The sequence below is a fragment of the Flavobacterium aeripolare genome, assembly GCF_013294025.1.
In the GTDB taxonomy this organism is placed as follows: Bacteria; Bacteroidota; Bacteroidia; order Flavobacteriales; family Flavobacteriaceae; genus Flavobacterium.
On sequence record NZ_JABSNL010000002.1, the window covers coordinates 202,854 to 225,848 of the forward strand.

Sequence of the window (22,995 nt, forward strand, 5' to 3'; positions counted from 1 at the left end):
TCAGTTTTATTTTTACGAGCTAGTAATCAATATCAGGTCGATTAATCGAGATGAATAGCCTATTTCATTATCATACCATCCTACGACTTTCACCATTTTATCAATGACCGACGTTAATTGTGCATCAAATACACATGAATTAGTATTCCCAATGATGTCTACAGAAACAATAGGGTCTTCGGTATAATCTAGGATGCCTTTTAATTTGCTTTGTGCAGCATTTTTGAAGGCAAGGTTGATTTCTTCTATGGTAACAGCTTGCTTTACATTGAAGGTGATATCTGTTAATGAACCATCTGGAACAGGAACTCGAATGCCGCAACCGCCTATTTTGCCCTCTAATGTAGGGAATATTTTTGTCAATGCCTTAGCGGCACCTGTAGTTGTAGGAACAATTGATTGACTAGCTCCTCGAGCTCGTCGTAAATCCTTGTGCGGTTGATCGTGTAAGCTCTGATCAGTGGTATATGAATGTATGGTTGTAATATAGGCTTGCTCTATTCCACACAAATCATTAATAATTTTAATCATAGGAGCTGCGTTATTTGTTGTGCAGCTCGCATTAGATATAATCTGCTCTGTACCGTCTAAGATGTGCTCATTCACCCCGAGAACAACTGTTTTTATAGTATCTACTTCAGAAGGCGCAGAAAGGATAACCTTTTTTGCGCCTGCTAAAATATGTTGATGCAACTCTTCATGAGTTTTATATTTACCTGTAGATTCAATAACGTAATCTACATTTAAGCTTGCCCAGTCTAAATTAGAAAGTTCTTTTTCGTGAAAAAAAGCAAATTGTTGCCCTTCAATTAAAAATCCGGTATCGTTAGTTTCAATAGTCTTTTTTAATACGCCATGAATACTATCGTACTTTAATAAATGTGCCATTGTCTTTGTATCGGCAATGTCATTAATAGCAACTACTTCAATCTTAGGATGGTTTAAAAGTAGGCGAAATAAATTTCTACCGATTCTTCCAAATCCATTTATGGCAACTCTTGTTTTCAATTTTTGTGGATTGATCTCTCAATCGATTACAGTGGTAATCGATTAAATATTTTATAAAATGTGTTTTTGTGCTTTGTAAGAAGAACGAACTAAAGGTCCGCTTTCAACATGTCTGAATCCAAGTTCTAAACCATATTTTTCATATATAGCAAATTGTTCTGGCGTTATGAATTCTTTCACTGGAAGGTGTTTCTTACTTGGTTGTAAATATTGACCTATAGTTACTACATCAACATTCGCGTCACGCAAATCTCTCATAGTTTGAAAAACTTCCTCTTCTTGTTCGCCTAGGCCTAGCATAATACCAGATTTGGTTCTATTGATTCCTTTTTCTTTTAAATATCTCAAAACCTCTAAGCTACGATCATATTTTGCTTGAATACGAACTTCACGAGTTAATCTTCTTACTGTCTCAACATTGTGAGAAACCACTTCTGGATTAGCTTCAATAATACGATCGATATTTCTTTCTATTCCTTGAAAGTCAGGAATCAAAGTCTCAAGTGTAGTGTTTGGGTTCATTCTACGAATAGCTTTCACAGTTTCAATCCATATAATAGAGCCACCATCTTTTAAATCGTCTCTATCCACACTAGTGATAACAGCATGTTTAATATTCATGATTTTAATAGAACGCGCTACTTTTTCTGGTTCGTCCCAGTCAACCGTTTCAGGTCTTCCTGTTTTTACACCACAAAAACCACATGATCTAGTACAGGTATTTCCTAAGATCATGAATGTTGCAGTACCTTCTCCCCAGCACTCACCCATATTGGGGCAGCTACCAGACGCACATATTGTATTTAAGCTATATTTATCTACTAAACCGCGAAGTTCAGTGTACTTTTGACCTATTGGGAGTTTTACCTTTAACCATTTTGGTTTCCCTACAGGTAAATTTTTATCTAAAACAGTTTCCATATATTAATTTTCAATATACAAAGATAATGAATGTGTATTAAATACAAGGGCTTTAGCGATTATAGGTTGGGGAATTTTTTTAATGATAAGAGATTTCCTGATAAGATTTTCTAGTAGTGAAAAGTTATAGAGGTGGAGGATAAAAAAAGCAGAATTTATAAAATTCTGCTTTTTTTTAGACAATTAATTTACTTGAACTATTATAGGTAGATTGTAAGCCGTTCTTACCGCTTTTGAACCTATCATTCCTGGTGACCATTTTGTTTTCATTGATTGTAATACTCTAATGGCTTCTTTATCGAGTCCGTAACCAGGATTATTGACTACTTTAATGTCGCTCATTGTACCGTCTTTTTCAACAACAAATGACACGTAAATTTTGATTAATTTTTCGTTGTTTACCTCAGGAGTTCTAAATCTATTTACTACGTAGCTGTAAAATTTATCCATTCCCCCTGGAAATTGCGGTAACTTATCTAGCACTGCAGTTGTTACTGTAGTATTACCGTAATCAGTGGCTACGGTACTGGCAGTTCCAGATCCTGTACTTGCATTTGTAACACCACTAGAAATACCAGTTCCTTCAATGGTTGGTCTTTTAATTGAAATTGCCTCTATATTTGTAGGGATCTCATTTAATGCTAGTTCAGGTTTTACAATCGTGGGGTTTGAAAGTTGCTTTTTCATTATTACGGCTGTAGGTTTTTCAATAGTTGCTTGCGCTACAGGCATTTGTTGAGATGGCTTACTAACCGGAGGAATTATCGCTGTTAATTCGACGATTTCATCAATAGTATTCGTGCTAGTTGTTACAACTGTACTGCTAGAAATCTTGAAGAAACTCATCAGTTTAGGAATTGTCATTAAAGCAGCACAAAATAGCAAACCGACAAATAATGAAAATATTCCGGTCTTAGTACTTTCTTGACGCAATCGATAGGCGCCGTATTCTTTGTTTCTGTTTTCGAAAACTAAATCAATCCAACTGGTTTCGTAAATGCTAGGTTTAGACATAATAATATATTTAGAGGTTAGATAATTATTAAGAAAGGCATTGCTTGATAGGAACATTAGTAAGAGTACTATGATAAAATTACTTTATTGTTTTCATTAAATCTAATGTTATTGCTGAAAATTAAAATATATTTTACTTAAATACTTTTTTGTAGTATGTAATAAGTTCTTTTAATGTTAAATAATTGAATTTGTAACAATGTTATTTTGGGGTAGTTTAGATGTTTCTTAGGTTATATAGGGAGCTGAGAATTAAGTTACGTTACATAATTATCTATAAGGAACTTAGTCGCAATTTTTAAAATTAGAAGAGTAATAAAGGGCCGAGCTAAATATGATTATAGATATTGTGTAAGATTTGCGCAGCTAGTCATTAAGAAAGTGGTGCGTGCTCTAATAAATAAAAGCGGTGCATTTTTTAAGTGCACCGCTTTTTATGTTGTTAATGACAAATCATTCTATCTTTTATTTCTAATAATCTCGGCTAATAGTTTCTTAGCGCGTAGCAACTTTATTTTTACATTGCTCAAAGGCTCGTTTATAGCGGTAGCGATTTCCTGGTAACTCATTTCTTGAAAATAGCGCAATTGAATCACTTCTTGATAATGTGGTTTCAATTCTTTTATGTAACGCAATAGTTGAGATAAATTTTGCTCGGTAATTAGTTCATCTTCTGCAGATGGGGTAGTATCTGCAATATTGTATGCTTTTTGGTCTTCTCTATCTGTGATTTCGATAAAAAGGCTGGATTTCTTTTTACGAAGTAGGTCGATATGAACATTTTTAGCAATACTGATAAGCCAAGTGTTGAATTGAAATTCAGGATTGTAGGAAGCTATTTTATCAAATGCTTTTGAAAAAGTTTCAATGGTAATATCTTCAGCACTAGTTTCATTTTCTGTTCGTTTAAGCATAAAGCCATAGACTTCGTTCCAATAAAAATTCAGAAGAAAAGTAAACGCTGTTTGATCGCCTTTTTTAGCTTTTTCTATTTGGGTAATTATTTCCAATGTGTTGGCTTTGAAATAAGGTTAGCTATAAAGGTATTGATTTGGAAATAAATAGAAACGATTTCGATAATAGGAAATAAAAATTTTAAATCCTTTTCCTTTAATTTTCGTGCAGCGCAGCCTACTACAGTCCATGCCACAGCATATCTTACAACAATAATTGCTAGAACGATAATCCATTGAAATTCGTAAGCTAACAAGATGCTTGGTACAATAAAAAACAAAAGTTGTGATATAAAAAACAGGGACATTTGAAATTTATCTTGCTTTTTATAATGACTTACTGTAGATAAGTGGCGTCTTTTTTGGTTTTTCCACTCCTTATATGTTGTCTTTGGTGTCGAATAAGTGAAGCTTTCAGGAGCGTATATTACCGTCGTGTTTTTAGCTGTCGCGGCTTCATTTATAAATAAGTCGTCATCTCCTGTGCGCACTTGTATGTGGTTAATGTATCCGTTTACATTAAAAAACTCCTCCTTTTTATAGGCCATATTGCGACCCACACCCATGTAAGGGCGGCCTAATTTTGTCCAAGAAAAATATTGTGTTGCTGTTAAAACTGTTTCAAAACGAATTAGTTTGTTTAAAAATGATTTGGCTATTTTTTCATAACCACCATAACCTAAAACAATCGTTTTTTGCATGGTGAATTGCGAACTCATAGTGCTAATCCAGTCCTTTGAAGTAGGGTAGCAGTCGGCATCAGTGAATAATAAATATTCTTTTTTAGCGGTCTTTATCCCTAGCGTTAAAGCATATTTTTTATTTCCCCAAAAAGCCTCGTTGTTTTGAACTTTTACTAGGGTGACATTAGGATAGATTTGTTCGAATTCTTCAAATACTTCTAGCGTATTGTCACTAGAAGCATCATCGATTAAGATTATTTCAAAATCAGGATAGTCTTGCTCAGCTAAAAGCGGAATGAATTTTTTTACGTTCTCCTCCTCATTTTTTGCACATACAATTACCGAAATAGGTAATTTCTTAGGTGTTATTTTTTGCGCTTTCGCGAAAGCAAATTTCCCAAAAATCACTAAGTAATAAAACAACTGAAGGACAACAATAAATATAAAAAAGTAGAGGATCAGTATAAGCATCAGAGTTTAATATGGTTTTTAAATCATCGGCAAAGGTAAGAATACAATTAGTAAAAAAGGAGTATAAATTATGAATTTTATTCGAAAATAAAAGACATAAAACTTCTTTTAAAAACAAACGTATTACCCCTGTCAAACATACGATTAACGTCGCTCCAAACAATCTAGCAGTTTCAGCTGATGCTTATAAAAAGAATTAGATAATGTTTACTTCGGCGTCAATTTTTATTCCAAATCGCTCATAAACAGTTTTTTGAACTAGCTTAGACACATCTAGAATTTCTTGCCCTGTTGCAGTACCATAATTTACTAATACTAGGGCTTGGTTTTTATGTATTCCTGCATCACCATAGCGCTTTCCTTTGAGACCAGCTTGTTCAATAAGCCATCCCGCAGGTACTTTTACCTCGGTGTCTGATATTTCGTAGTATTTCATATCAGGAAATTTACTTAGAATGGGAGCAAAGTCTTTTTTAGAAACGATAGGGTTTTTAAAAAAGCTACCACTGTTTCCTAGCTCTTTAGGATCTGGCAATTTACTTCTTCTTATAGCAATCACGGCATCGCTCACATTTTTAAGTGATGGAGTTGTAATGTTTTTTTGAGCTAATTCGGCCGCAATATCGCCGTAAGAAATACTGATTTTGTGATTTCTTTTACTCAGCTTAAATACTACTGATGTGATTATATATTGATCTTTTATCTCATTTTTGAAGATGCTTTCACGGTAGCCAAAATTGCATTCTTCCTTATTGAAGACCTTAATACTTTGATCTTTTATAGCAACTGCTTCACATGATACAAAAGTATCTTTGATTTCGGTGCCATAAGCACCAATGTTTTGTACAGGGGTTGTACCTACATTACCGGGGATTAGCGACATATTTTCGAGTCCGCCAAAATCTTGACTGATGGTCCATAAAACAAACTCGTGCCAGTTTTCTCCTGCCATGCTTTCTACCCAAACAAAATCATCATCTTCATTTATAATTTGCTTTCCTTTTAAGTCTACATGAATTACTAGTGCCTTTATATCCTGCGTTAACAGCATGTTACTACCACCACCAAGAATGAATTTAGGTTTTGAATGCTGTTCTGCTAGAACAGTCTTCAATTCGGCGATTGTGTGTACAGCAACAAATTGTTGTGCTTTTGCTTCTATGCCAAAAGTGTTGTAATTCTTTAAAGAGATATTATTATAAATTTCCATGGAAATGATGGTTTTGCTTGCTTAAAAAATGAGATCAAAAATAGCGATTATATATTATGTTAACATTCAAACTACAAGAATTTAGAGTAAAAAAATTAGTTTGATCAACTACTTTAGACTAGAAATTTTCTTCTGCTTCTAATGCGCGATTCATAAATTCATTCAAAGGTTTTAACACTATTAATTTTTTTGCTTTTTCTGCAACAAAATTTTCTACTGTGATTTCGTTAATGTCAAAAGGCTGCATGACTTCAAAGCTCTTAAGTTTTAACAGCTCAACTGCGGGGTGTTCTTTGTCGTAGCCTCTTGGTGGATTTTTTAGTGCTGTTTTTTCATTACGAGCAAAAGTTCCGAATTCTTTTTTGAATTTTTTATCCTTGAGAATTGCTTCCAGATCTTCGTGAAAAAAAGCGATTTCCTTGCGTACTTTTTTTAAGTCATCAGGGAGTGGTGCATAAAATCCGCCCGCTATAAAGCTTGCTCCATGTTCTATATGGACATAATATCCCGCTCTATTATTTCCCTTAGCGCCAGAAGATAGCCAGACCCCAATGTGTGATTTATAAGGTGATTTATCCTTTGAAAATCGTATGTCTCGATTGATTCTAAAAGTACAGTTCTTTACTTCTAGCATTCCTAGAGAAGGATCGAGAGGTTTCATCGCTTCAAGAAAACGAGCTACCATCTGGTGATAATCTGCTTTAAAATTATCGTACCTTTTTCTATTTGCTGTAAACCAATCGCGGTTGTTATTTGCTTTTAAATCGTCTAGAAATTGTAAACTATCTGGTGTTAACATAATTAAGGTTTATTCTTTAGTACTAGCATGCCCTTCGGTGCTCCATTTGACAAAACCACCATCTAATTCATAGATTGAAGTAAAGCCTAGCTCTTTTAATCTAGCACATGCTTTTTTACTGCGTGCACCACTACGGCAATAAACATAAACGTCTTTGTTTTTATCTAATGTGGCGCTCTTAGTGTCAAATTCTGTTCCTAACCAGTCGATGTTTTTTGCATTGGCTAAATGCTCTGCGTTGAATTCCTCGGCTGTGCGCACATCTAGAATTTGCGGTTTTGCTGTTTTTTCAATTTTACTGGCAAAAACATCAGGAGATACTGTGTTTGTATTTTGAGAATACTGTTTCTGGCAGCTTAGAAATAAAATGCTTGAAAGTAAAAATAGGTAAAATGATTTTTTCATGATTATTTAATTTTGCTTTTAAATATTATAAAAATTTGTTTTCTAGTGTGTTACAGGTTGTATATTTGATAAGACTGATGCGTTGATTTTACAATTGCTTCGGTTCGTTCTGGATGTGTGTCTGAAATAAACAATTGTCCAAAGGTATCTCCATTTACCATGTCGACAATCTTTGCAACCCTATTTTCATCTAATTTGTCAAAGATATCGTCAAATAACAAAATAGGTTTCACACCACTCTGTTTTTTTAAAAATTCAAATTGAGCCAATTTTAACGCGATTAAAAATGATTTTTGTTGTCCTTGAGATCCAAACTTTTTAATTAGATGGCCGTCAATTTCAAAGGCAAGATCATCTTTGTGAATTCCCACACTGGTATACTGTAGCGCGCGGTCCTTATTTATATTTTCTTGAAAAAGTGTTAATAAATCTTTTTCGAATAAATGACTTTCATAAACTATTTGAACCACTTCTTCAGTTCCTACAATATTGTGATGGTGCTTGTTAAATATGGGAATGAATTCAGCGATAAATTCTTGTCTGATTTTAAAAATATAACTTCCAAAGGCATCAAGTTGCTCATTATATATTGCTATTGTGTCTTTTTCGAATAAATGATTAAGAGCAAAATACTTTAAAAGAGCATTGCGCTGGCTCATTACTTTTTGGTACTGTATGAGCTTTTGTAAGTATTCAGGATTAGATTGCGAAATCACGCTATCCATAAATTTTCTTCGCGTTTCGCTTCCTTCAACGATCAAATCTCTATCAGCAGGAGAAATAATTACTAACGGAATGAAGCCTACATGGTCAGAAAATTTTTCATAAGCCTTGCCGTTTCTTTTCAAAATCTTCTTTTGACCCTTCTTTAAACTGCAAACAACATGTTCAGCTCTATCATTTTTTTCGAATTCGGCGTCTATCACAAAAAACTCTTCACCGTGCTTGATGTTTTGAACTGCAAGAGGGTTAAAATAGCTTTTTCCATAAGCTAAGTGGTAAATTGCATCGAGTACATTTGTTTTTCCTATGCCGTTCTTGCCAACAAAACAATTGATTTTCTCTTTGAATTCGAAGCTTGCCTCGTCAAAATTTTTATAATTGAATAAAGATATTTTTTTTAAATACATTTTATATGCGACTATATTATGGTGTTCACTAGTTATTTAGGAGTGCTTTTATTAATGTGTACAACAGAAAAAAGTGGTGTAAATATGCCCTCTTAGTTATATAATACTATTGCGATTTCCTAGGTTACAAAGGTACGGCTGTGTAGTAAAAAAATACTTTTTTTTAAATTAAATATAAAAATCTTATTTTTTTGCGTGGGTTTGAATAAAAATTTTATTTTTGCGGTTCACTAAATAGAAATTTAAATGGCTACTTACAATAAAAGAGGATATAAAACTCCAAAAGAAAAAGAAGTAAAAGACACAGTAGAAGGCGTTACAATTGAAGATACTGAAAGCACAACTGCTGAAGTTTTTACAAAGTTAGACGAAACTGCTTCTAAAACAGAAGACTGGGTTGCCAAGAATCAAAAAATTATCATTGGAATTGTGGGAGCAGTGGCTTTATTCACTGTTGGTTACGTAGTATGCCAAAAATTTATTGCTGAGCCTAAGCAGTTAGAAGCAGCAGATGAAATGTTTGTAGCGCAACAAAACTTTAAGTTAGCTACTGATGGGGTTGCAAGTGACTCATTATACACATTGTCACTTAATGGATCTGAAGGTAAATTTGGATTTATCAAAATTGCTGATGAATATTCAGGAACAGATGCAGGGAACTTAGCAAATTACTATGCAGGAGTTGCGTACTTGAACACTGGGAAATATGCTGAAGCAATTGACTATTTAGAGAAATTCAAATCAGAAGATATTGTATTAAGCGCATTGGCAAAAGGAGCTATTGGAGACGCATATGCTCAAAAAGACCAACCAAAAGAAGCGTTAGATAATTATTTGAAAGCAGTTGCTGCTAACAAAAATGATTTTACTACTCCTAGATTTTTATTAAAAGCAGGTAAAACAGCTTTAGAATTAGGAAAAAAAGAAGATGCTTTAAAATACTTCACGGATATTAAAGAAAACTTTGACACAGCACCAGAAGCTGCTTCAGTTGACGCTTTAATAGGATTAGCACAATAATTAATATTGTAGATTAATTTCTCAATAAAATAATAATAGTATGGCTACAGCAAATAAAAATTTATCAAATTACGATAAAAGTACACTTCCTAAAGCAAAGGATTTTCGTTTTGGAGTTGTCGTTTCTGAGTGGAATGATACTATAACTGAAGGGTTGTACAAGGGAGCTTATGATGCTTTCCTTGACAATGAAGTGCAAGATTCAAACATTATTCGCTGGAATGTACCTGGGAGTTTTGAATTGATATATGGCGCAAAAAAAATGTTGCAAACGCAAAATGTAGATGCAGTAATCGTAATAGGATGTGTAATCCAAGGCGAGACAAAGCATTTTGATTTTGTGTGTGAAGGTGTTACTCAAGGAATTAAAGACTTGAACGTTCAAACAGATGTTCCAGTTATCTTTTGTGTATTAACAGACAACATAATGCAACAATCGATTGATAGAAGTGGTGGTATTCATGGAAACAAAGGTACCGAAGCGGCAATAGCAGCTATTAAAATGGCATTTATACGTCAACAAGCTTCTTTGACTCATAATTATGATACACAAAAAGTACTTTCGTCGGGTCAATTACAAATTGAAGATTTGCCTTTAAAAATAGGAGAATAAGTCATTAAATAATACCAATTTAAACCTATACTGTTTGTCAAAATAGTATAGGTTTTTTGTTTTATTTATGATGCCTTAAGGCGGTAAAGACAATAGAAATTCCTTAAATTTGTGCTTCTTGGTTTTAAAAATTTGAAACCGTAAACTTTAAAATTAAATTCAGTAATGTCGAGTATAATTCAGTTACTTCCTGATCATGTTGCAAATCAAATTGCTGCTGGAGAAGTAGTTCAAAGACCCGCTTCGGTGGTTAAAGAACTATTAGAAAATGCCGTTGATGCAAATGCCACAGATATTAAATTGATTATAAAAGATGCAGGAAAAGCATTAGTTCAAGTAATTGATAACGGTAAAGGAATGAGTGTTACTGACGCTCGTTTATGTTTTGAACGTCATGCTACTTCAAAAATTAGATTAGCTGAAGATTTATTTTCGTTAAACACAAAGGGTTTTCGTGGTGAAGCACTAGCTTCTATTGCAGCAATTGCGCATGTTGAAATGAAGACCAAGCAAGACCAAGATGAGTTAGGTACTCAAATTGTCATTGAAGGAAGTAAGTTTATTTCTCAAGAAGTAGCTGTACTGCCTAGGGGAACTTCCTTTGCAGTCAAAAACTTATTTTTTAATATTCCAGCAAGACGTAATTTTCTTAAATCAGATATTGTAGAATACCGCCACATCGTTGATGAGTTTCAGCGTGTTGCCTTAGCGCATCCTAATATTTATTTTACATTTTATCACAATGGTAGTGAAATGTTTAATTTGCCAGCTACCTCTTTAAGACAGCGAATAGTCAATGTATTTGCTGGTAAAACCAATGAAAAATTGGTTCCTGTTCAAGAGGAAACAGATATTATTATAATTCAAGGCTTTGTAGGGAAGCCTGAATTTGCCAAAAAAAATAGGGGAGAGCAGTTCTTTTTTGTAAATGATCGTTTTATAAAAAGTGGCTACTTGCATCATGCAGTTATGGCTGCCTACGATGGTGTCTTGAAGGATGGTGCACAGCCTAGTTACTTCTTGTACTTAACTGTGCCGCCTAATACTATTGATATCAATATTCATCCAACTAAAACAGAAATTAAGTTTGATGATGAGCATGCATTGTATGCTATTTTAAGAGCTTCTATAAAGCATAGTTTGGGACAGTTTAATGTTGCTCCCGTATTAGATTTTGATAGAGACGCTAATCTTGATACGCCATACAGTTACAAAGATATGAAAGGCGCAACGCCTACAATTCAAGTTGATAGAAGTTTTAATCCTTTTTCTGATGATAAGGTGAATAAACACTATGCGGCTCCTAGTAGTTACAGCCGTAAAACAGAATCTACTGCAAACTGGGAAAGTTTATATGTAGGGTTAAAACAAGAGGCTGAATTTGAAACAGAAGCGGGTGAAATGTCATTTGAAAGTGAAACCGTAACAGCCTCATTATTTAATGATGAGGAGGTAGAGCAATCTGTTAATATAGCCTACCAAATTCACAAAAAATATATCGTTTCTCCTATAAAATCGGGGATGGTTATTGTGGATCAACAACGTGCGCATCAACGTGTTCTATATGAACAGTTTTTAGTAAACATGACGGTGCAACAAGCGTCTAGCCAGCAGCTGTTGTTTCCATTAGACTTGTATTATTCTACGGTTGAAATTGAACTTATTGCTGAGTTAAAGCAATCATTAATTAATACAGGATTTGTTTTTGAAGATACTCATGGTGACCATATTGTAATTTCAGGTATTCCAGTAAATGTAACTGAAAGCGAAGTGTCAATTGTATTAGAGCAGTTGCTAAGTGATTTACAAGACGGCATCCCCAGCAGTAGTTTTAGTCAAAACGATACTATAGCAAAGTCTATGGCAAGAAGCTTGGCTGTGAAAACAGGTACCGTTTTAAGTGTTAAAGAACAAGAGAATTTAGTAAACGGACTCTTTGCGTGTAAAGATCCAAACGTTTCCCCATTTCAAAAACCAACTTTCATTACTATGCGTGTGGAAGACATTGATAAAAAATTTGCATTATGAGAAATTTAACCGAAACAGTTAAACAGTTATTGATAGTCAACGTGCTCTTCTTTATAGGGACAATGTTACTAGGGAGTTTTGATTTTAGTAATCCCGCATTTAGACTATTATCGATGTCTTTTCCTGGAAATGATAATTTTCATTTTTGGCAAATAATTACACACATGTTTATGCATGGTAGTTTTATGCATATTTTTTTCAATATGTTTGCATTGTACTCTTTTGGATCGGTGCTAGAAAATATTTGGGGAAGTAAAAAATTCTTGTTTTTCTATTTTTCATGTGGTCTTGGTGCCATAGCATTACATACCGGAATTAACTATTACTTTTTTAATGAAGGGCTAACAACTCTTGCTAGTAGTGGTTTTTCTAAAACTGAAATTTTACAAATTTTAAACGAAGGGAAGATCGATACGAGATGGCAAGAGCTAATGAGCGTATCAGAATTTCAGAATTTTACTGGAGCTTTTTTGGGTAATGTTGTGGGAGCTTCTGGTGCAATTTATGGTTTACTAGTAGCATTTGCTTTTATGTTTCCAAATGCTGAGTTAGCACTTATGTTTATCCCAGTGCCTATTAAAGCTAAATATTTTGTACCGGTTTGGATGTTGCTATACGATGGTTTCTTTGGAATATTAGGAAATTCATTTATGGGTATTGGTCAAGGTGTTGCACATTATGCTCATATAGGTGGTGCCATTACAGGTTTTATTATGGTTTATTATTGGAAAAAAAATCAGTTCAATGACAAACGTTGGAAGTAGTTGTAAAGAAAAGAAGGGGATTTAGAAACTTTTAAATTAAGCAGATGAATATAATAGATGATTTGAAAATGCAATACAGGACAGGTGGCATTTCGCAGCGCTTGATTTATTGGAATATAGGCTGTTTCATACTTGCTATAATCCTTTTTTATAATTTCCAGTCTCAACAATTTTCATACCCTAATTGGGTTGCCTTAAATAGTGATGTTTCAAATTTTTTAATCTTTCCTTGGACATTTTTGACTTACGCTGTCTTTCATGATGGCTTTTTCCATTTGTTTTTTAATATGATTATCTTGAATTTTGCCTGCCAATTGTTTTTGACTTATTTTACACAAAAACAGTTATTAGGCGTATATATTCTCAGTGCTATTTTTGCAGGATTAGTTTTTGTACTTTCTTATTTTATTATGGGATACAATGCTTCTATTGTAGGAGCATCTGCAGCTATTATGGCAATACTAGTTGCTGTTACAACCTATCAGCCTTTGATGAATATAAGGATGTTTTTAATTGGGAATGTAAAGTTGTGGCATATTACGGGAGTGATTATTTTATTAGATTTATTGCAATTTAGAGCAGGTAATACTGGTGGCCATATTTCGCATTTAGCGGGTGCTTTTTTCGGGTACTTATTTATTACGTTGCTAAAAAACGGAACTGATCTCACGGTAGGAGTTTCTAAAATTATTGGTTTCTTTACAAATTTGTTCAAGAAATCGCCAAGTACGCCTTTCAAAAAAGTACATAAAAATTATAAAGCTCCTCGAGAGCAAAAACCGACTTCTAAAATTATCACAAAAGATAGAAACCAACAACAGATTGATGCGATTTTAGATAAAATTAGTCAGTCTGGTTATGATAGTTTATCACAAGACGAGAAAGAATTCTTGTTTAAGACAGGTAAATAAATTGAAACGTATAAAATAGTAAACGTCGTAAGACAACATATACATAAATTATGAAAAACCTTTCTTGGTTCAACAGACTGATGTATTTTTTTAACATTGTACTTATTATGGTGACCTTCATCGCGTATGTGTTGCCTTATCTTGCGCCAAAAATGTTTCCTATCTTATCTGTATTAACGCTAATTATTCCAGCTTTTTTTGTCCTCAATGCCTTGTTTTTCGTTTACTGGTTAATTCAGTTTAAGAAACGCTTGATTCTTTCAGGCTTGGTTTTATTAATGGGTATTACCTTTATCAATAAGTTCTACAAATTTAATGAAAAGGAGTATGTTGACGACGATAAAAGTTTCAAAGTGATGAGTTACAATGTCAGACTATTTAACTTATTTAAATGGTTAGACAAAGAAGATGTAGCAGGCGAAATCTTAGAGTTTGTAAATGATAAAAATCCTGATATTCTGTGTATTCAGGAATTTTCTACATCAGCAAAAATTGACTTGAAAGTATACAAGCATAAGTTTATATTGATGGAGGGTAATAAAATTAGAACGGGTCAAGCTATTTTTTCTAAATTCCCGATTATTAATGAAGGGAATATCACTTTTCCTAATTCGAATAATAATGTCATTTACGCTGATATCAAGCGTGGAAAAGACATTATTAGAGTATACAATATGCACTTGCAATCAATTAAGATTTCGCCCGACGTTACTGAAATATCTGAAAATATCGATGCTATTAACCAAGATAAATCGCAAAAGATGCTTGGTCGAATGAGTAAAGCTTTCAAAAAGCAGCAAATACAAGCCGAAATTTTTAAAGAGCACAAAAAAGATTGTAAATATCCTATTATAATATGTGGAGACATGAATAATAGTGCGTATTCCTATGTTTATCGCGATATTAGAGGGGATTTAAAAGACTCTTTTGAGGAGGCGGGACTTGGTTTTGGTAAAACATATAAATTTAGATATTATCCTGCTAGGATTGACTACATATTTGCCGATGCAAGCATGACAGTTCAAAAACTTGAAACTTTCTCTGATTTCGAAAATTCAGACCATTACCCGATTATGGCGCAGTTTTCAATGAATTAATAGCTTACTCTAATTGCTCTTTACAATTGTTGTTGCTCTCTAAGGTAATCGATTGTATATTTTCCTTCACTAAACAACAAGTCGAGAATGCTGAGATTATTTAAGAATCCATGTTTTTCTTCAAATACTTGAATGTATCTCGTGAAAGTTGATGGGTCTTTTTTTCCATCAACAAGGGAGCGACGGTCATTAAATGTGCTACTATCCACAATTCCTTCATACGACTTAGTTTTTGCGTAAGCGAATTTATGACGTAATGATTGCTCTATAAACGCAAGAGTATCAAAATTTAAATCAAGTAAAAAGTGGTGTTTTTTTTCGAATAGCGCTCTTAAGTCATCTTCAAAATATTCATAAAAAGGCGAGCCTCTGTAAGCCGTTTCTAATGATTTAAAGTGCTGCTTTTGCCAGTCATAATCAGTGTCGATTATGATGTCTTTAGTTTTTTGAAGATTGGTTTTATTGTGCTTTACCGGAATATTTAGTAGTTGTAGACCATTCGGACTATAGATGTACGTGCGGTTTCTATTTGTTTGTTTCTGAAAATTATCTTCTACTTCAAATAAGATGTTATCTGCTTGTTCCATAGCTACAAAGTGACTAATTGAAGGGAAATAGGTAGGGTGCAATAGTGTGGTCATCTTACTAGAAATTTATAATGGTAAAAAAAATAAAGTCATAAAGTACTCTAAAAGGAATAGCTTTATGACTTTGTTATTGATATGTTTGAATTATTATGCTTTGTTCTCTTTTCTTTTTTTCCAGAAGTACTCTCCAATAAAGAAAGCAGCTAATGCAATTAAGAAATATTTAAAGTACGATTGCGGTTGCCCTTCTCCATTAACAGTTGTGAACACGCGATCCCATCGCACTTTTTTCCATCCTTTTCCATTAGTATCCCAGCTCATCCAGATAAATACTGGTTTCCCTACAATGTGGTTCTCTGGTACAAATCCCCAATATCTACTATCCTCTGAATTGTGACGGTTGTCACCCATCATCCAGTAATAGTTTTGCTTGAAAGTATAACTAGTGACTACCTCACCATTAATTCTGATTTCGTTTCCAGTTACGGTCAGGTCATTTTTAGATCCGTCTTCTTTAGGTTCGTAATCAGTTATAATTCGCTGGTAATAGGGTAGTGATTTTGTATTCAGTACCACTGTTTTTCCAGCTTGCGGAATGTAAATAGGACCATAATTATCTTGATTCCATTTATTGTCTTGTGGAAAAACAGCTGCTTCTGGCGCAGTTGCAATTTCTCTAAAAACGCCAGTGATTCCAGGAGTATTCTTCAACTGATCTGCAGATGCTGCAGTAAGCGCTCTAAAAATCAAAGTATCCTTACGATCGTTGTTTAAGAAGTAAACAGGATCTGTAACGTCCATTTGTTTTAGTAAGTATTCAAAATCTATATTTGTTTTTCCATCAACGGCTACTTTGTAAGCATATTGAGGTTTTGCACGTTCTGGTAATGCTAATAATTTTCCGTCAATGTACACTAGGCCGTCTTTGATAGACAAGCTGTCTCCAGGAACACCTACACATCTTTTAACATAATTTGATTTCTTATCAACAGGTTTGATTACGCCGGGTCTTCCCTTTGGTTCAAAGAAGTAGTGTACTGTATCAACAGGCCAGTTAAAAACGACAATATCTGTTCGTTTAATATCTTCTACTCCAGGTAATCTAAAGTATGGTAATTCAGGCCATTTTAAGTATGATTTTTTCTTTGTACCCGGTATTGAATCGTGCACCATTGGTAAAGCAACTGTAGTCATAGGGACTCTAGCTCCATAATTTACTTTGCTTACAAATAGAAAATCACCAATTAATAATGACTTTTCTAGCGATGCAGAGGGAATGGTAAATGGTTGTACAAAATAAGTATGCACAAAAGTAGCTACGACAATGGCAAACAAAAAGGAGCTAACAGTATCTGCCGTTTTGTTTTGTGGGTGCAAACTTCTATCTGGGATATGCGTTAATGGTTGTGTATAATTGATATAATAGATGTACAGCCCAAAGGTTACTAATACTAGAAAAGTGTCTAGTGCAGATCTTCTGCCAAAACTACGTATCGTTTCTATCCATACAACTGGAAAAATAATCAAATTGATTACCGGAATGAAAAGTAAAAATGTCCACCAAGTAGGTCTGTTAATAATCTTCATTAAAACAATTGCATTGTAAACTGGCACTGCTGCCTCCCAACGTTTTCTACCTGCTGCTTCATACAATTTCCAAGTACCTAAGAAATGGATTATTTGTACTAGTAAAAAAAACACAAACCATTGATATAGTGTCATAACTGTTATTTTTTAATATTAGTATTTCATATTATAACGAACACTAAAATGATATTTTTTTATTTTAAATCTAAGACGTCTTTCATGTCAAACACACCTTGCTTCCCAATAATCCATTCTGCAGCGATAACTGCTCCTAGAGCAAAGCCTTCACGGTTGTTTGCAGTATGTTTTATTTCGATAGAATCCACCTCTGAGCTATATTCTACAGTGTGTGTGCCAGGAACGGTTCCTATTCTTTTTGCGTCAATCATGATTTGATTAGCTGTTGGGTTTTCTAAGGTCCAGTCTGTATAAGAACTGTTTTCTATAATTCCTTTTGCTAATGATATTGCTGTTCCACTAGGGGCATCCAGTTTTTGGGTGTGATGAATTTCTTCCATCGTTACCTTGTAACTGTCGAGTTTTGCCATCATTTTAGCCAAGTAAGCATTGATTTCGAAAAATATATTAACTCCTAAGCTAAAATTAGAACTTGATATAAATGCACCATTTTTCTCAGTACATAGCCCTACCATCTCATCATAATGTTCTAACCATCCCGTTGTACCAGAGATTACAGGTACATTAGTATTGAAGCAGCTAGAGATATTCTCAACAGCTGCAGATGGAACGCTAAAGTCAATAGCAACATCGGCATTTTCTAAACCGCTGTAGTCGTTATCTTGATCTTTTTTTAAGACAATTTCGTGTCCTCTTTCTAGTGCAATTCGTTCAATTACTTGACCCATTTTGCCGTATCCTAAAAGCGCAATTTTCATGTGATAATTTATTAGGTAATTTAAATGTAGTAGGAATTGTTCAGTTTTAGAAACTATAATTAACAGTTAGTCCTACGTTTGCCTTAAATGTTACATCGTTAGGATAAATAAGAGGCCTAACGGTAAGATTCTCATCTACATTAAATTGGATTAATGCAGCATCAACATTAGCATCGATGATGTTTAAAACGTAGAAACCTAGTGTGATTAAACCAGATAGGTCTCTATTTCTTTGATACACTTTTTGGGCAGCTATTAGACGGCTATCATCAAGATAGGATAAATCATCATCGCTATACCCTTCTAGTCTTCTCTTGTAAGCATCTCTAAATTGATGGTATTTTTTATTACTATCTAAGTAAAAATACAAACTTGTTCCCATAGCACCGTATACTAATGGAATCTTCCAGTATTTCTTATTATATGCCTGACCTAGTCCTGGTAATATGGCTGAGAAAAATGCCGCTTTTGCAGGAGTTAATGGGTCGATGTTGTTACTTGTAGATTTCAATGTGTCTTTTACAGTCACAACAGGAACAGCTGTACTTGCCTGAGCAAATACAGCTGTCTTATTTAAAAGAAGAATACAAAATCCTATAAAAAGTAATTTCTTCACTTATTTTTTAATTAGTTCTAGTATCCTTTGATAATCTTGTTCAGATTGAAAAGGGATGGTAATTTTACCTTTTCCGTTACCAGCTACCTTTACATCAACTTTGTTTCCAAAATAACTATTGAAGGCATTTTTTTCGTTTTCTTCGATAATAAACGAAGCAACTTTTGCTTTTTGGGCTGCTTTAGGCTTTAGGCTTTCTTGGTAGCTCTTTACTAGTGCTTCTGTATCACGTACCGAAAGATTTTCACTCACAATTTTGTGGTAAATATCTGTTTGCTTGTCTAAATCTTCAACATTGATTATGGCGCGACCATGACCCATGCTTATAAACCCATCTCTAATTCCTGTTTGAATAATAGGGTCTAATTTTAAAAGGCGTAGGTAATTAGCAATAGTTGAACGCTTTTTACCCACACGGTCACTTACTTGCTCTTGTGTTAATTGAATTTCATCCATCAAACGCTGGTATGAAAGTGCAATTTCAATAGGATCTAAGTCATGACGTTGAATATTTTCAACTAACGCCATTACTAGCGATTCATTGTCGTTTGCGATTCTAATGTATGCAGGTACAGTTGTTAATCCTACTAAAGTTGAGGCACGTAAACGACGCTCTCCTGATATTAATTGAAATTTGTTGTATTCTAATTTACGAACAGTGATTGGTTGAATAACTCCTAGCTCCTTAATAGATATTGCTAATTCCTTTAACGAATCTTCGTTGAAATTACTTCTAGGTTGGAACGGGTTTATTTCAATAGCACTAATTTCAAGCTCAATAATATTCCCTACAACCTTGTCGGCATTTTTATCATTAACTGATTGAATATCATTTTCAGGATCTTTTAATAATGCTGATAATCCTCTCCCTAAGGCTTGTTTTTTAATTGCTTTTGCCATAAAACTATTTGCTGTTTTTCTTTATAATTTCTTGCGCTAGGTGCAGGTAATTTATTGCTCCTTTACTTGTAGCATCATAATTGATAATACTCTCACCAAAACTAGGAGCTTCACTGAGTTTTACATTACGCTGTATAATTGTTTCAAAAACCATGTCGTTAAAATGTTTTTGAACCTCTTCTACCACTTGATTTGATAAGCGTAGTCTTGAATCGTACATTGTTAATAACAACCCTTCAATATCTAAATCAGGATTATGAATTTTTTGAATGCTTTTAATCGTGTTTAATAATTTTCCTAAACCTTCAAGAGCAAAATACTCGCATTGAATAGGGATTACCACAGAGTTTGCAGCTGTTAGCGCATTCAATGTTAACAATCCTAGAGAAGGGGCACAATCGATAATGATAAAATCATAATCATCCTTAACGCTTTCAAGTGCTTTTTTAAGCATGTACTCTCTGTTTTCCTTGTCTACTAATTCTATTTCGATAGCAACAAGGTCAATATGTGCAGGAATAACGTCTACGTTAGGAGCACTACATTTAATAATAGCCTCTCTTGGAGTATTACTATGTTCAAGGATCTGGTAAGTACCTATTTCGACATTTTCTACATCAATGCCTAATCCTGAACTAGCATTTGCTTGAGGGTCAGCATCTATGAGTAATACTTTTTTCTCTAATACGCCTAGGGAAGCAGCTAGATTTACTGATGTTGTAGTCTTTCCTACTCCTCCTTTTTGATTAGCAATTGCAATGATTTTACCCATGTGTTTTTATAAATTTTGAACCGTAAAAATACAATTTATTATGGTTTCTAAAAATCTATTTTGTTAACATTTGCGAAACGTTGCTTCGATGACTTTTGACAGTCCTATATATAGGTGTAGTTATAAAATCACAGTTCTTATTTAAAGATTTTGAATGACCTAAGTATTTGTGCTATTATTGATTGAGAGTAATAATATATTTTTTATCGAAAGTAAAACTGCAAACATTCCTTTTTGTTTTTATCGAAAGTAAAAGATAGTAAGGATGTATATGGGGTAGCGGCGAGCAGTTGAGGTTAATGCTAAGAGTGAAGTTGTTATTGACTCTTAAAAGGAGATAGAATATTCATGCAGTGTTACACTAATTTCTAAATTATCATAAAACAAAAAAGTCTTTTCAAATAAATGAAAAGACTTTTGTCGGGGTGGCAGGATTCGAACCTGCGGCCTCCTGCTCCCAAAGCAGGCGCGATAACCGAGCTACGCTACACCCCGTAATTCGGATGCAAAGATATAACATTTATTTAGTTTTCCAAGCATTCGATAAAAATAGAATGCGATTATTTTTAAATAGCTAAAATTGATGTTTTTATGGCAAACAATTTTATTAAAAAAACTACATTTGTACTATTAAATTAGAAATAAAACACATTTATTATGTCACATACTATCGAAAAAATAAAATGCCTTATCATAGGTTCAGGTCCTGCAGGGTATACTGCTGCTATTTATGCTGCTAGAGCAAACATGAATCCAGTTTTATATCAAGGAATGCAACCAGGTGGACAATTGACAACTACAAACGAAGTTGAAAACTGGCCAGGAAACCCAATTGGGATTACAGGACCAGAAATGATGGTGCAGTTGCAAGAGCAAGCACAACGTTTTGGTACTGACGTACGTGACGGATGGGCTACTAAAGTAGATTTTAGTGGTGATATTCACAAAGTATGGATTAATGATACTATCGAATTGCATTGTGAAACGGTAATTATCTCTACAGGAGCTTCAGCTAAATATTTAGGATTGGCATCTGAGCAACACTACTTGCAAATGGGTGGTGGAGTTTCTGCTTGTGCTGTTTGCGACGGATTCTTTTATAGAAATCAAGAAGTAGTTATTGTAGGTGCAGGAGATTCTGCTTGTGAAGAAGCACACTATTTATCTAAACTTTGTAAAAAGGTTACTATGTTAGTGCGTAGCGAAAAATTTAGAGCTTCTAAAATCATGGAAGAACGCGTACGTAAAACAGAAAATATTACAATTTTATTAAACCATGATACTCTTAGAGTTTTAGGAGATGAACAAGTGGTAACAGGGGTAGAGGTTTTAAATAAAACTACCGAAGAGACTTATGAGATTCCAGTAACTGGTTTCTTTGTAGCGATTGGGCATAAACCAAACACAGATATTTTCAAGGATTACATTACACTTGATGAAACAGGTTATATTGTAAGCGTACCGGGAACTTCTAAAACAAATGTTGCTGGTGTATTTGTAGCTGGTGATGCTGCAGATCACGTGTATCGTCAAGCAATTACTGCTGCGGGTACAGGTTGTATGGCTGCGCTAGATGCAGAAAGATATTTAGCTTCAAAGGAGTAACCCAATATCTATAATAAATAAAGACAGCCCCATTGATCAACTGATAAATGGGGCTGTTTTATTATACTTAAGTGTGCGTTTATTTCTTGATTTTACTTAATCTTTTTAAACAATTTAGCTTCTTCGGTTAGATTACGCAAATCTATTTTTGCATTTCCATAAAGGTCAATCTCTGATTTGTTATAAGCCTCAATTACAACAGATTCTACTGCATTAACAGCAGCTTGCGATGTTCCTTCAGAAAGGATGGTAAGCTTTTTAATATTCAGTTTGTCAGCAGTTAATTTTGAACCATTGTCAACTCTTATTGTTCCATTTGCTGCATCTCCTTCAATTTTTGCTGAAGCATTTTGATATAAATCACAAGTAAGATCCGTTGCTGTTACTAATGCTTTTATCTCGCTGTCTTTACTCATGACAATCTTAGAGTTCATTGCTTTAAGGTTTAATTCAGTAGTAGATTTATCATCTCCTTCTAGACTAAAATTAGAAACAGTAGCGTTCATAAACATCTTTGATTTATCATAAGTGCGTACATCAAGAGTGTCTACGGTAATGCCTTGAATGACATTAATTTCACTCTTTCCTCTTGAGATTATTTTGTTTAATTCACTTGTATAGGTGATGCGAACAATCATTTTCTTGTATCTCGTAACATCTTTTGTAGTATGAATATGAAGCGCTTTACCGTTTGAAGTAATTTCGATCACATCTTGTAAGTTATCATCGGCTTCTACCTTAATAGCGGTGTTGTCTCCAAGTTGCAAATAAACCTCTAAATTGTCGTCTACCTCTAGTAAATTAAAAGCATAACTATTCCTTGTTTCTGTCGTGACTTTGCGGGATCCTTTGATTTTTTCACTTTTTTGAGCAGATGCTGTAAACGATATGAAGCATAAGAATAGGGCTACTGTAAAATTTTTCATGTTTTGATTTAAATTAGAGTTGGTAAAAATATAAAAAACCATCCATGAATTATGGATGATTTCTTAATAAATGAGAAAA

Annotated in this window: 23 protein-coding genes and 1 tRNA gene; 7 read left to right on the forward strand and 17 right to left on the reverse strand. The window is 34.0% G+C overall.

Going from position 1 to position 22,995, the window contains the following annotated elements; genetic code table 11:
• Nucleotides 1-12: 12 nt before the first annotated feature.
• The 9 genes from gap to recF form a co-directional block, all read right to left on the reverse strand.
• On the reverse strand, nucleotides 13-1,008 hold the full coding sequence (gap, locus tag HNQ00_RS03160; protein ID WP_173836886.1) for a type I glyceraldehyde-3-phosphate dehydrogenase: 996 nt from the start codon (nucleotides 1,006-1,008) through the stop codon (nucleotides 13-15).
• Between the two features lie 51 nt (nucleotides 1,009-1,059).
• Nucleotides 1,060-1,929, reverse strand: a complete 870-nt coding sequence (gene lipA / locus HNQ00_RS03165; RefSeq protein WP_173836887.1) for a lipoyl synthase — start codon at nucleotides 1,927-1,929, stop codon at nucleotides 1,060-1,062.
• A 183-nt stretch (nucleotides 1,930-2,112) separates the two neighbouring features.
• Nucleotides 2,113-2,943: an energy transducer TonB gene (locus tag HNQ00_RS03170; RefSeq protein ID WP_173836888.1), complete on the reverse strand. Its 831-nt coding sequence runs from the start codon at nucleotides 2,941-2,943 to the stop codon at nucleotides 2,113-2,115.
• A 458-nt stretch (nucleotides 2,944-3,401) separates the two neighbouring features.
• Entirely contained in the window at nucleotides 3,402-3,953 is a 552-nt protein-coding gene (locus HNQ00_RS03175; RefSeq protein ID WP_173836889.1) for an RNA polymerase sigma factor, read from the reverse strand.
• On the reverse strand, nucleotides 3,944-5,050 hold the full coding sequence (locus HNQ00_RS03180; protein ID WP_173836890.1) for a glycosyltransferase: 1,107 nt from the start codon (nucleotides 5,048-5,050) through the stop codon (nucleotides 3,944-3,946). Before HNQ00_RS03180 ends, HNQ00_RS03175 begins: the two co-directional genes overlap by 10 nt.
• 196 nt (nucleotides 5,051-5,246) lie before the next feature.
• Nucleotides 5,247-6,260, reverse strand: coding sequence for a UDP-N-acetylmuramate dehydrogenase (murB, locus tag HNQ00_RS03185; RefSeq protein ID WP_173836891.1), 1,014 nt, complete (start codon nucleotides 6,258-6,260; stop codon nucleotides 5,247-5,249).
• Nucleotides 6,261-6,378: 118 nt separating this feature from the next.
• Nucleotides 6,379-7,059, reverse strand: coding sequence for a DUF2461 domain-containing protein (locus HNQ00_RS03190; RefSeq protein ID WP_173836892.1), 681 nt, complete (start codon nucleotides 7,057-7,059; stop codon nucleotides 6,379-6,381).
• 9 nt (nucleotides 7,060-7,068) lie between these two features.
• Nucleotides 7,069-7,464: a rhodanese-like domain-containing protein gene (locus HNQ00_RS03195; protein ID WP_173836893.1), complete on the reverse strand. Its 396-nt coding sequence runs from the start codon at nucleotides 7,462-7,464 to the stop codon at nucleotides 7,069-7,071.
• A 50-nt stretch (nucleotides 7,465-7,514) separates the two neighbouring features.
• The gene (gene recF, locus HNQ00_RS03200; RefSeq protein WP_173836894.1) at nucleotides 7,515-8,594 is read right to left on the reverse strand and encodes a DNA replication/repair protein RecF; all 1,080 of its coding nucleotides are present in this window, start codon (nucleotides 8,592-8,594) and stop codon (nucleotides 7,515-7,517) included.
• Nucleotides 8,595-8,840: 246 nt separating this feature from the next.
• Here recF and HNQ00_RS03205 point away from each other — a divergent pair, with 246 nt between their 5' ends.
• The 6 genes from HNQ00_RS03205 to HNQ00_RS03230 all read left to right on the forward strand — a co-directional run bounded on the left by HNQ00_RS03205 (nucleotide 8,841) and on the right by HNQ00_RS03230 (nucleotide 15,027).
• Complete coding sequence (locus tag HNQ00_RS03205) at nucleotides 8,841-9,614, forward strand: tetratricopeptide repeat protein (RefSeq protein ID WP_173836895.1); 774 nt, start codon at nucleotides 8,841-8,843, stop codon at nucleotides 9,612-9,614.
• Between the two features lie 40 nt (nucleotides 9,615-9,654).
• Nucleotides 9,655-10,227, forward strand: a complete 573-nt coding sequence (gene ribH / locus HNQ00_RS03210) for a 6,7-dimethyl-8-ribityllumazine synthase (protein WP_173836896.1) — start codon at nucleotides 9,655-9,657, stop codon at nucleotides 10,225-10,227.
• Nucleotides 10,228-10,392: 165 nt separating this feature from the next.
• Nucleotides 10,393-12,255, forward strand: a complete 1,863-nt coding sequence (gene mutL, locus HNQ00_RS03215; protein WP_173836897.1) for a DNA mismatch repair endonuclease MutL — start codon at nucleotides 10,393-10,395, stop codon at nucleotides 12,253-12,255.
• Complete coding sequence (locus tag HNQ00_RS03220) at nucleotides 12,252-13,019, forward strand: rhomboid family intramembrane serine protease (protein ID WP_173836898.1); 768 nt, start codon at nucleotides 12,252-12,254, stop codon at nucleotides 13,017-13,019. The genes mutL and HNQ00_RS03220 overlap by 4 nt, the downstream gene beginning before the upstream one ends.
• A 44-nt stretch (nucleotides 13,020-13,063) precedes the next feature.
• Entirely contained in the window at nucleotides 13,064-13,930 is an 867-nt protein-coding gene (locus tag HNQ00_RS03225) for a rhomboid family intramembrane serine protease (protein ID WP_173836899.1), read from the forward strand.
• A gap of 50 nt (nucleotides 13,931-13,980) precedes the next feature.
• Nucleotides 13,981-15,027 carry an endonuclease/exonuclease/phosphatase family protein gene (locus HNQ00_RS03230; RefSeq protein ID WP_173836900.1) on the forward strand — a complete coding sequence of 349 codons (1,047 nt, stop codon included), beginning with the start codon at nucleotides 13,981-13,983 and terminating at the stop codon, nucleotides 15,025-15,027.
• A 20-nt stretch (nucleotides 15,028-15,047) separates the two neighbouring features.
• On the opposite strand, the gene HNQ00_RS03235 is transcribed toward HNQ00_RS03230, so the two are convergent.
• The 7 genes from HNQ00_RS03235 to HNQ00_RS03265 all read right to left on the reverse strand — a co-directional run bounded on the left by HNQ00_RS03235 (nucleotide 15,048) and on the right by HNQ00_RS03265 (nucleotide 20,880).
• Nucleotides 15,048-15,668: a WbqC family protein gene (locus HNQ00_RS03235; protein WP_173836901.1), complete on the reverse strand. Its 621-nt coding sequence runs from the start codon at nucleotides 15,666-15,668 to the stop codon at nucleotides 15,048-15,050.
• Between the two features lie 93 nt (nucleotides 15,669-15,761).
• Nucleotides 15,762-17,336 (reverse strand): signal peptidase I, encoded by a 1,575-nt coding sequence (gene lepB / locus HNQ00_RS03240; protein ID WP_173836902.1) that lies wholly within the window; start codon nucleotides 17,334-17,336, stop codon nucleotides 15,762-15,764.
• 59 nt (nucleotides 17,337-17,395) lie between these two features.
• Nucleotides 17,396-18,097, reverse strand: coding sequence for a 4-hydroxy-tetrahydrodipicolinate reductase (gene dapB / locus HNQ00_RS03245; protein WP_173836903.1), 702 nt, complete (start codon nucleotides 18,095-18,097; stop codon nucleotides 17,396-17,398).
• A 46-nt stretch (nucleotides 18,098-18,143) separates the two neighbouring features.
• Entirely contained in the window at nucleotides 18,144-18,713 is a 570-nt protein-coding gene (locus tag HNQ00_RS03250; protein ID WP_173836904.1) for a DUF5683 domain-containing protein, read from the reverse strand.
• Entirely contained in the window at nucleotides 18,714-19,613 is a 900-nt protein-coding gene (locus tag HNQ00_RS03255) for a ParB/RepB/Spo0J family partition protein (RefSeq protein ID WP_173836905.1), read from the reverse strand.
• Between the two features lie 4 nt (nucleotides 19,614-19,617).
• Nucleotides 19,618-20,385 (reverse strand): ParA family protein, encoded by a 768-nt coding sequence (locus HNQ00_RS03260; protein WP_173836906.1) that lies wholly within the window; start codon nucleotides 20,383-20,385, stop codon nucleotides 19,618-19,620.
• Between the two features lie 420 nt (nucleotides 20,386-20,805).
• Nucleotides 20,806-20,880 (reverse strand) — tRNA-Pro (locus HNQ00_RS03265).
• Nucleotides 20,881-21,042: 162 nt separating this feature from the next.
• Between HNQ00_RS03265 and trxB the strand changes: the two genes are divergently transcribed.
• Nucleotides 21,043-21,990 carry a thioredoxin-disulfide reductase gene (gene trxB, locus HNQ00_RS03270; RefSeq protein WP_173836907.1) on the forward strand — a complete coding sequence of 316 codons (948 nt, stop codon included), beginning with the start codon at nucleotides 21,043-21,045 and terminating at the stop codon, nucleotides 21,988-21,990.
• 92 nt (nucleotides 21,991-22,082) lie between these two features.
• Here the strand turns inward: trxB and HNQ00_RS03275 are convergent, their stop codons facing one another.
• Nucleotides 22,083-22,916, reverse strand: a complete 834-nt coding sequence (locus tag HNQ00_RS03275; protein WP_173836908.1) for a GIN domain-containing protein — start codon at nucleotides 22,914-22,916, stop codon at nucleotides 22,083-22,085.
• Between the last annotated feature and the right edge of the window lie 79 nt (nucleotides 22,917-22,995).

What these genes read in the sequence shown, in the direction of transcription:
- dapB (WP_173836903.1), bottom strand. Translation starts at nt 18,097, where the DNA reads ATGAAAATTGCGCTTTTAGGATACGGCAAAATGGGTCAAGTAATTGAA.
- HNQ00_RS03220 (WP_173836898.1), top strand. Translation starts at nt 12,252, where the DNA reads ATGAGAAATTTAACCGAAACAGTTAAACAGTTATTGATAGTCAACGTG.
- trxB (WP_173836907.1), top strand. Translation starts at nt 21,043, where the DNA reads ATGTCACATACTATCGAAAAAATAAAATGCCTTATCATAGGTTCAGGT.
- HNQ00_RS03230 (WP_173836900.1), top strand. Translation starts at nt 13,981, where the DNA reads ATGAAAAACCTTTCTTGGTTCAACAGACTGATGTATTTTTTTAACATT.
- ribH (WP_173836896.1), top strand. Translation starts at nt 9,655, where the DNA reads ATGGCTACAGCAAATAAAAATTTATCAAATTACGATAAAAGTACACTT.
- HNQ00_RS03170 (WP_173836888.1), bottom strand. Translation starts at nt 2,943, where the DNA reads ATGTCTAAACCTAGCATTTACGAAACCAGTTGGATTGATTTAGTTTTC.
- HNQ00_RS03195 (WP_173836893.1), bottom strand. Translation starts at nt 7,464, where the DNA reads ATGAAAAAATCATTTTACCTATTTTTACTTTCAAGCATTTTATTTCTA.
- HNQ00_RS03260 (WP_173836906.1), bottom strand. Translation starts at nt 20,385, where the DNA reads ATGGGTAAAATCATTGCAATTGCTAATCAAAAAGGAGGAGTAGGAAAG.
- mutL (WP_173836897.1), top strand. Translation starts at nt 10,393, where the DNA reads ATGTCGAGTATAATTCAGTTACTTCCTGATCATGTTGCAAATCAAATT.
- murB (WP_173836891.1), bottom strand. Translation starts at nt 6,260, where the DNA reads ATGGAAATTTATAATAATATCTCTTTAAAGAATTACAACACTTTTGGC.
- HNQ00_RS03235 (WP_173836901.1), bottom strand. Translation starts at nt 15,668, where the DNA reads ATGACCACACTATTGCACCCTACCTATTTCCCTTCAATTAGTCACTTT.
- HNQ00_RS03255 (WP_173836905.1), bottom strand. Translation starts at nt 19,613, where the DNA reads ATGGCAAAAGCAATTAAAAAACAAGCCTTAGGGAGAGGATTATCAGCA.
- HNQ00_RS03190 (WP_173836892.1), bottom strand. Translation starts at nt 7,059, where the DNA reads ATGTTAACACCAGATAGTTTACAATTTCTAGACGATTTAAAAGCAAAT.
- HNQ00_RS03275 (WP_173836908.1), bottom strand. Translation starts at nt 22,916, where the DNA reads ATGAAAAATTTTACAGTAGCCCTATTCTTATGCTTCATATCGTTTACA.
- lepB (WP_173836902.1), bottom strand. Translation starts at nt 17,336, where the DNA reads ATGACACTATATCAATGGTTTGTGTTTTTTTTACTAGTACAAATAATC.
- recF (WP_173836894.1), bottom strand. Translation starts at nt 8,594, where the DNA reads ATGTATTTAAAAAAAATATCTTTATTCAATTATAAAAATTTTGACGAG.
- HNQ00_RS03205 (WP_173836895.1), top strand. Translation starts at nt 8,841, where the DNA reads ATGGCTACTTACAATAAAAGAGGATATAAAACTCCAAAAGAAAAAGAA.
- HNQ00_RS03180 (WP_173836890.1), bottom strand. Translation starts at nt 5,050, where the DNA reads ATGCTTATACTGATCCTCTACTTTTTTATATTTATTGTTGTCCTTCAG.
- lipA (WP_173836887.1), bottom strand. Translation starts at nt 1,929, where the DNA reads ATGGAAACTGTTTTAGATAAAAATTTACCTGTAGGGAAACCAAAATGG.
- HNQ00_RS03225 (WP_173836899.1), top strand. Translation starts at nt 13,064, where the DNA reads ATGAATATAATAGATGATTTGAAAATGCAATACAGGACAGGTGGCATT.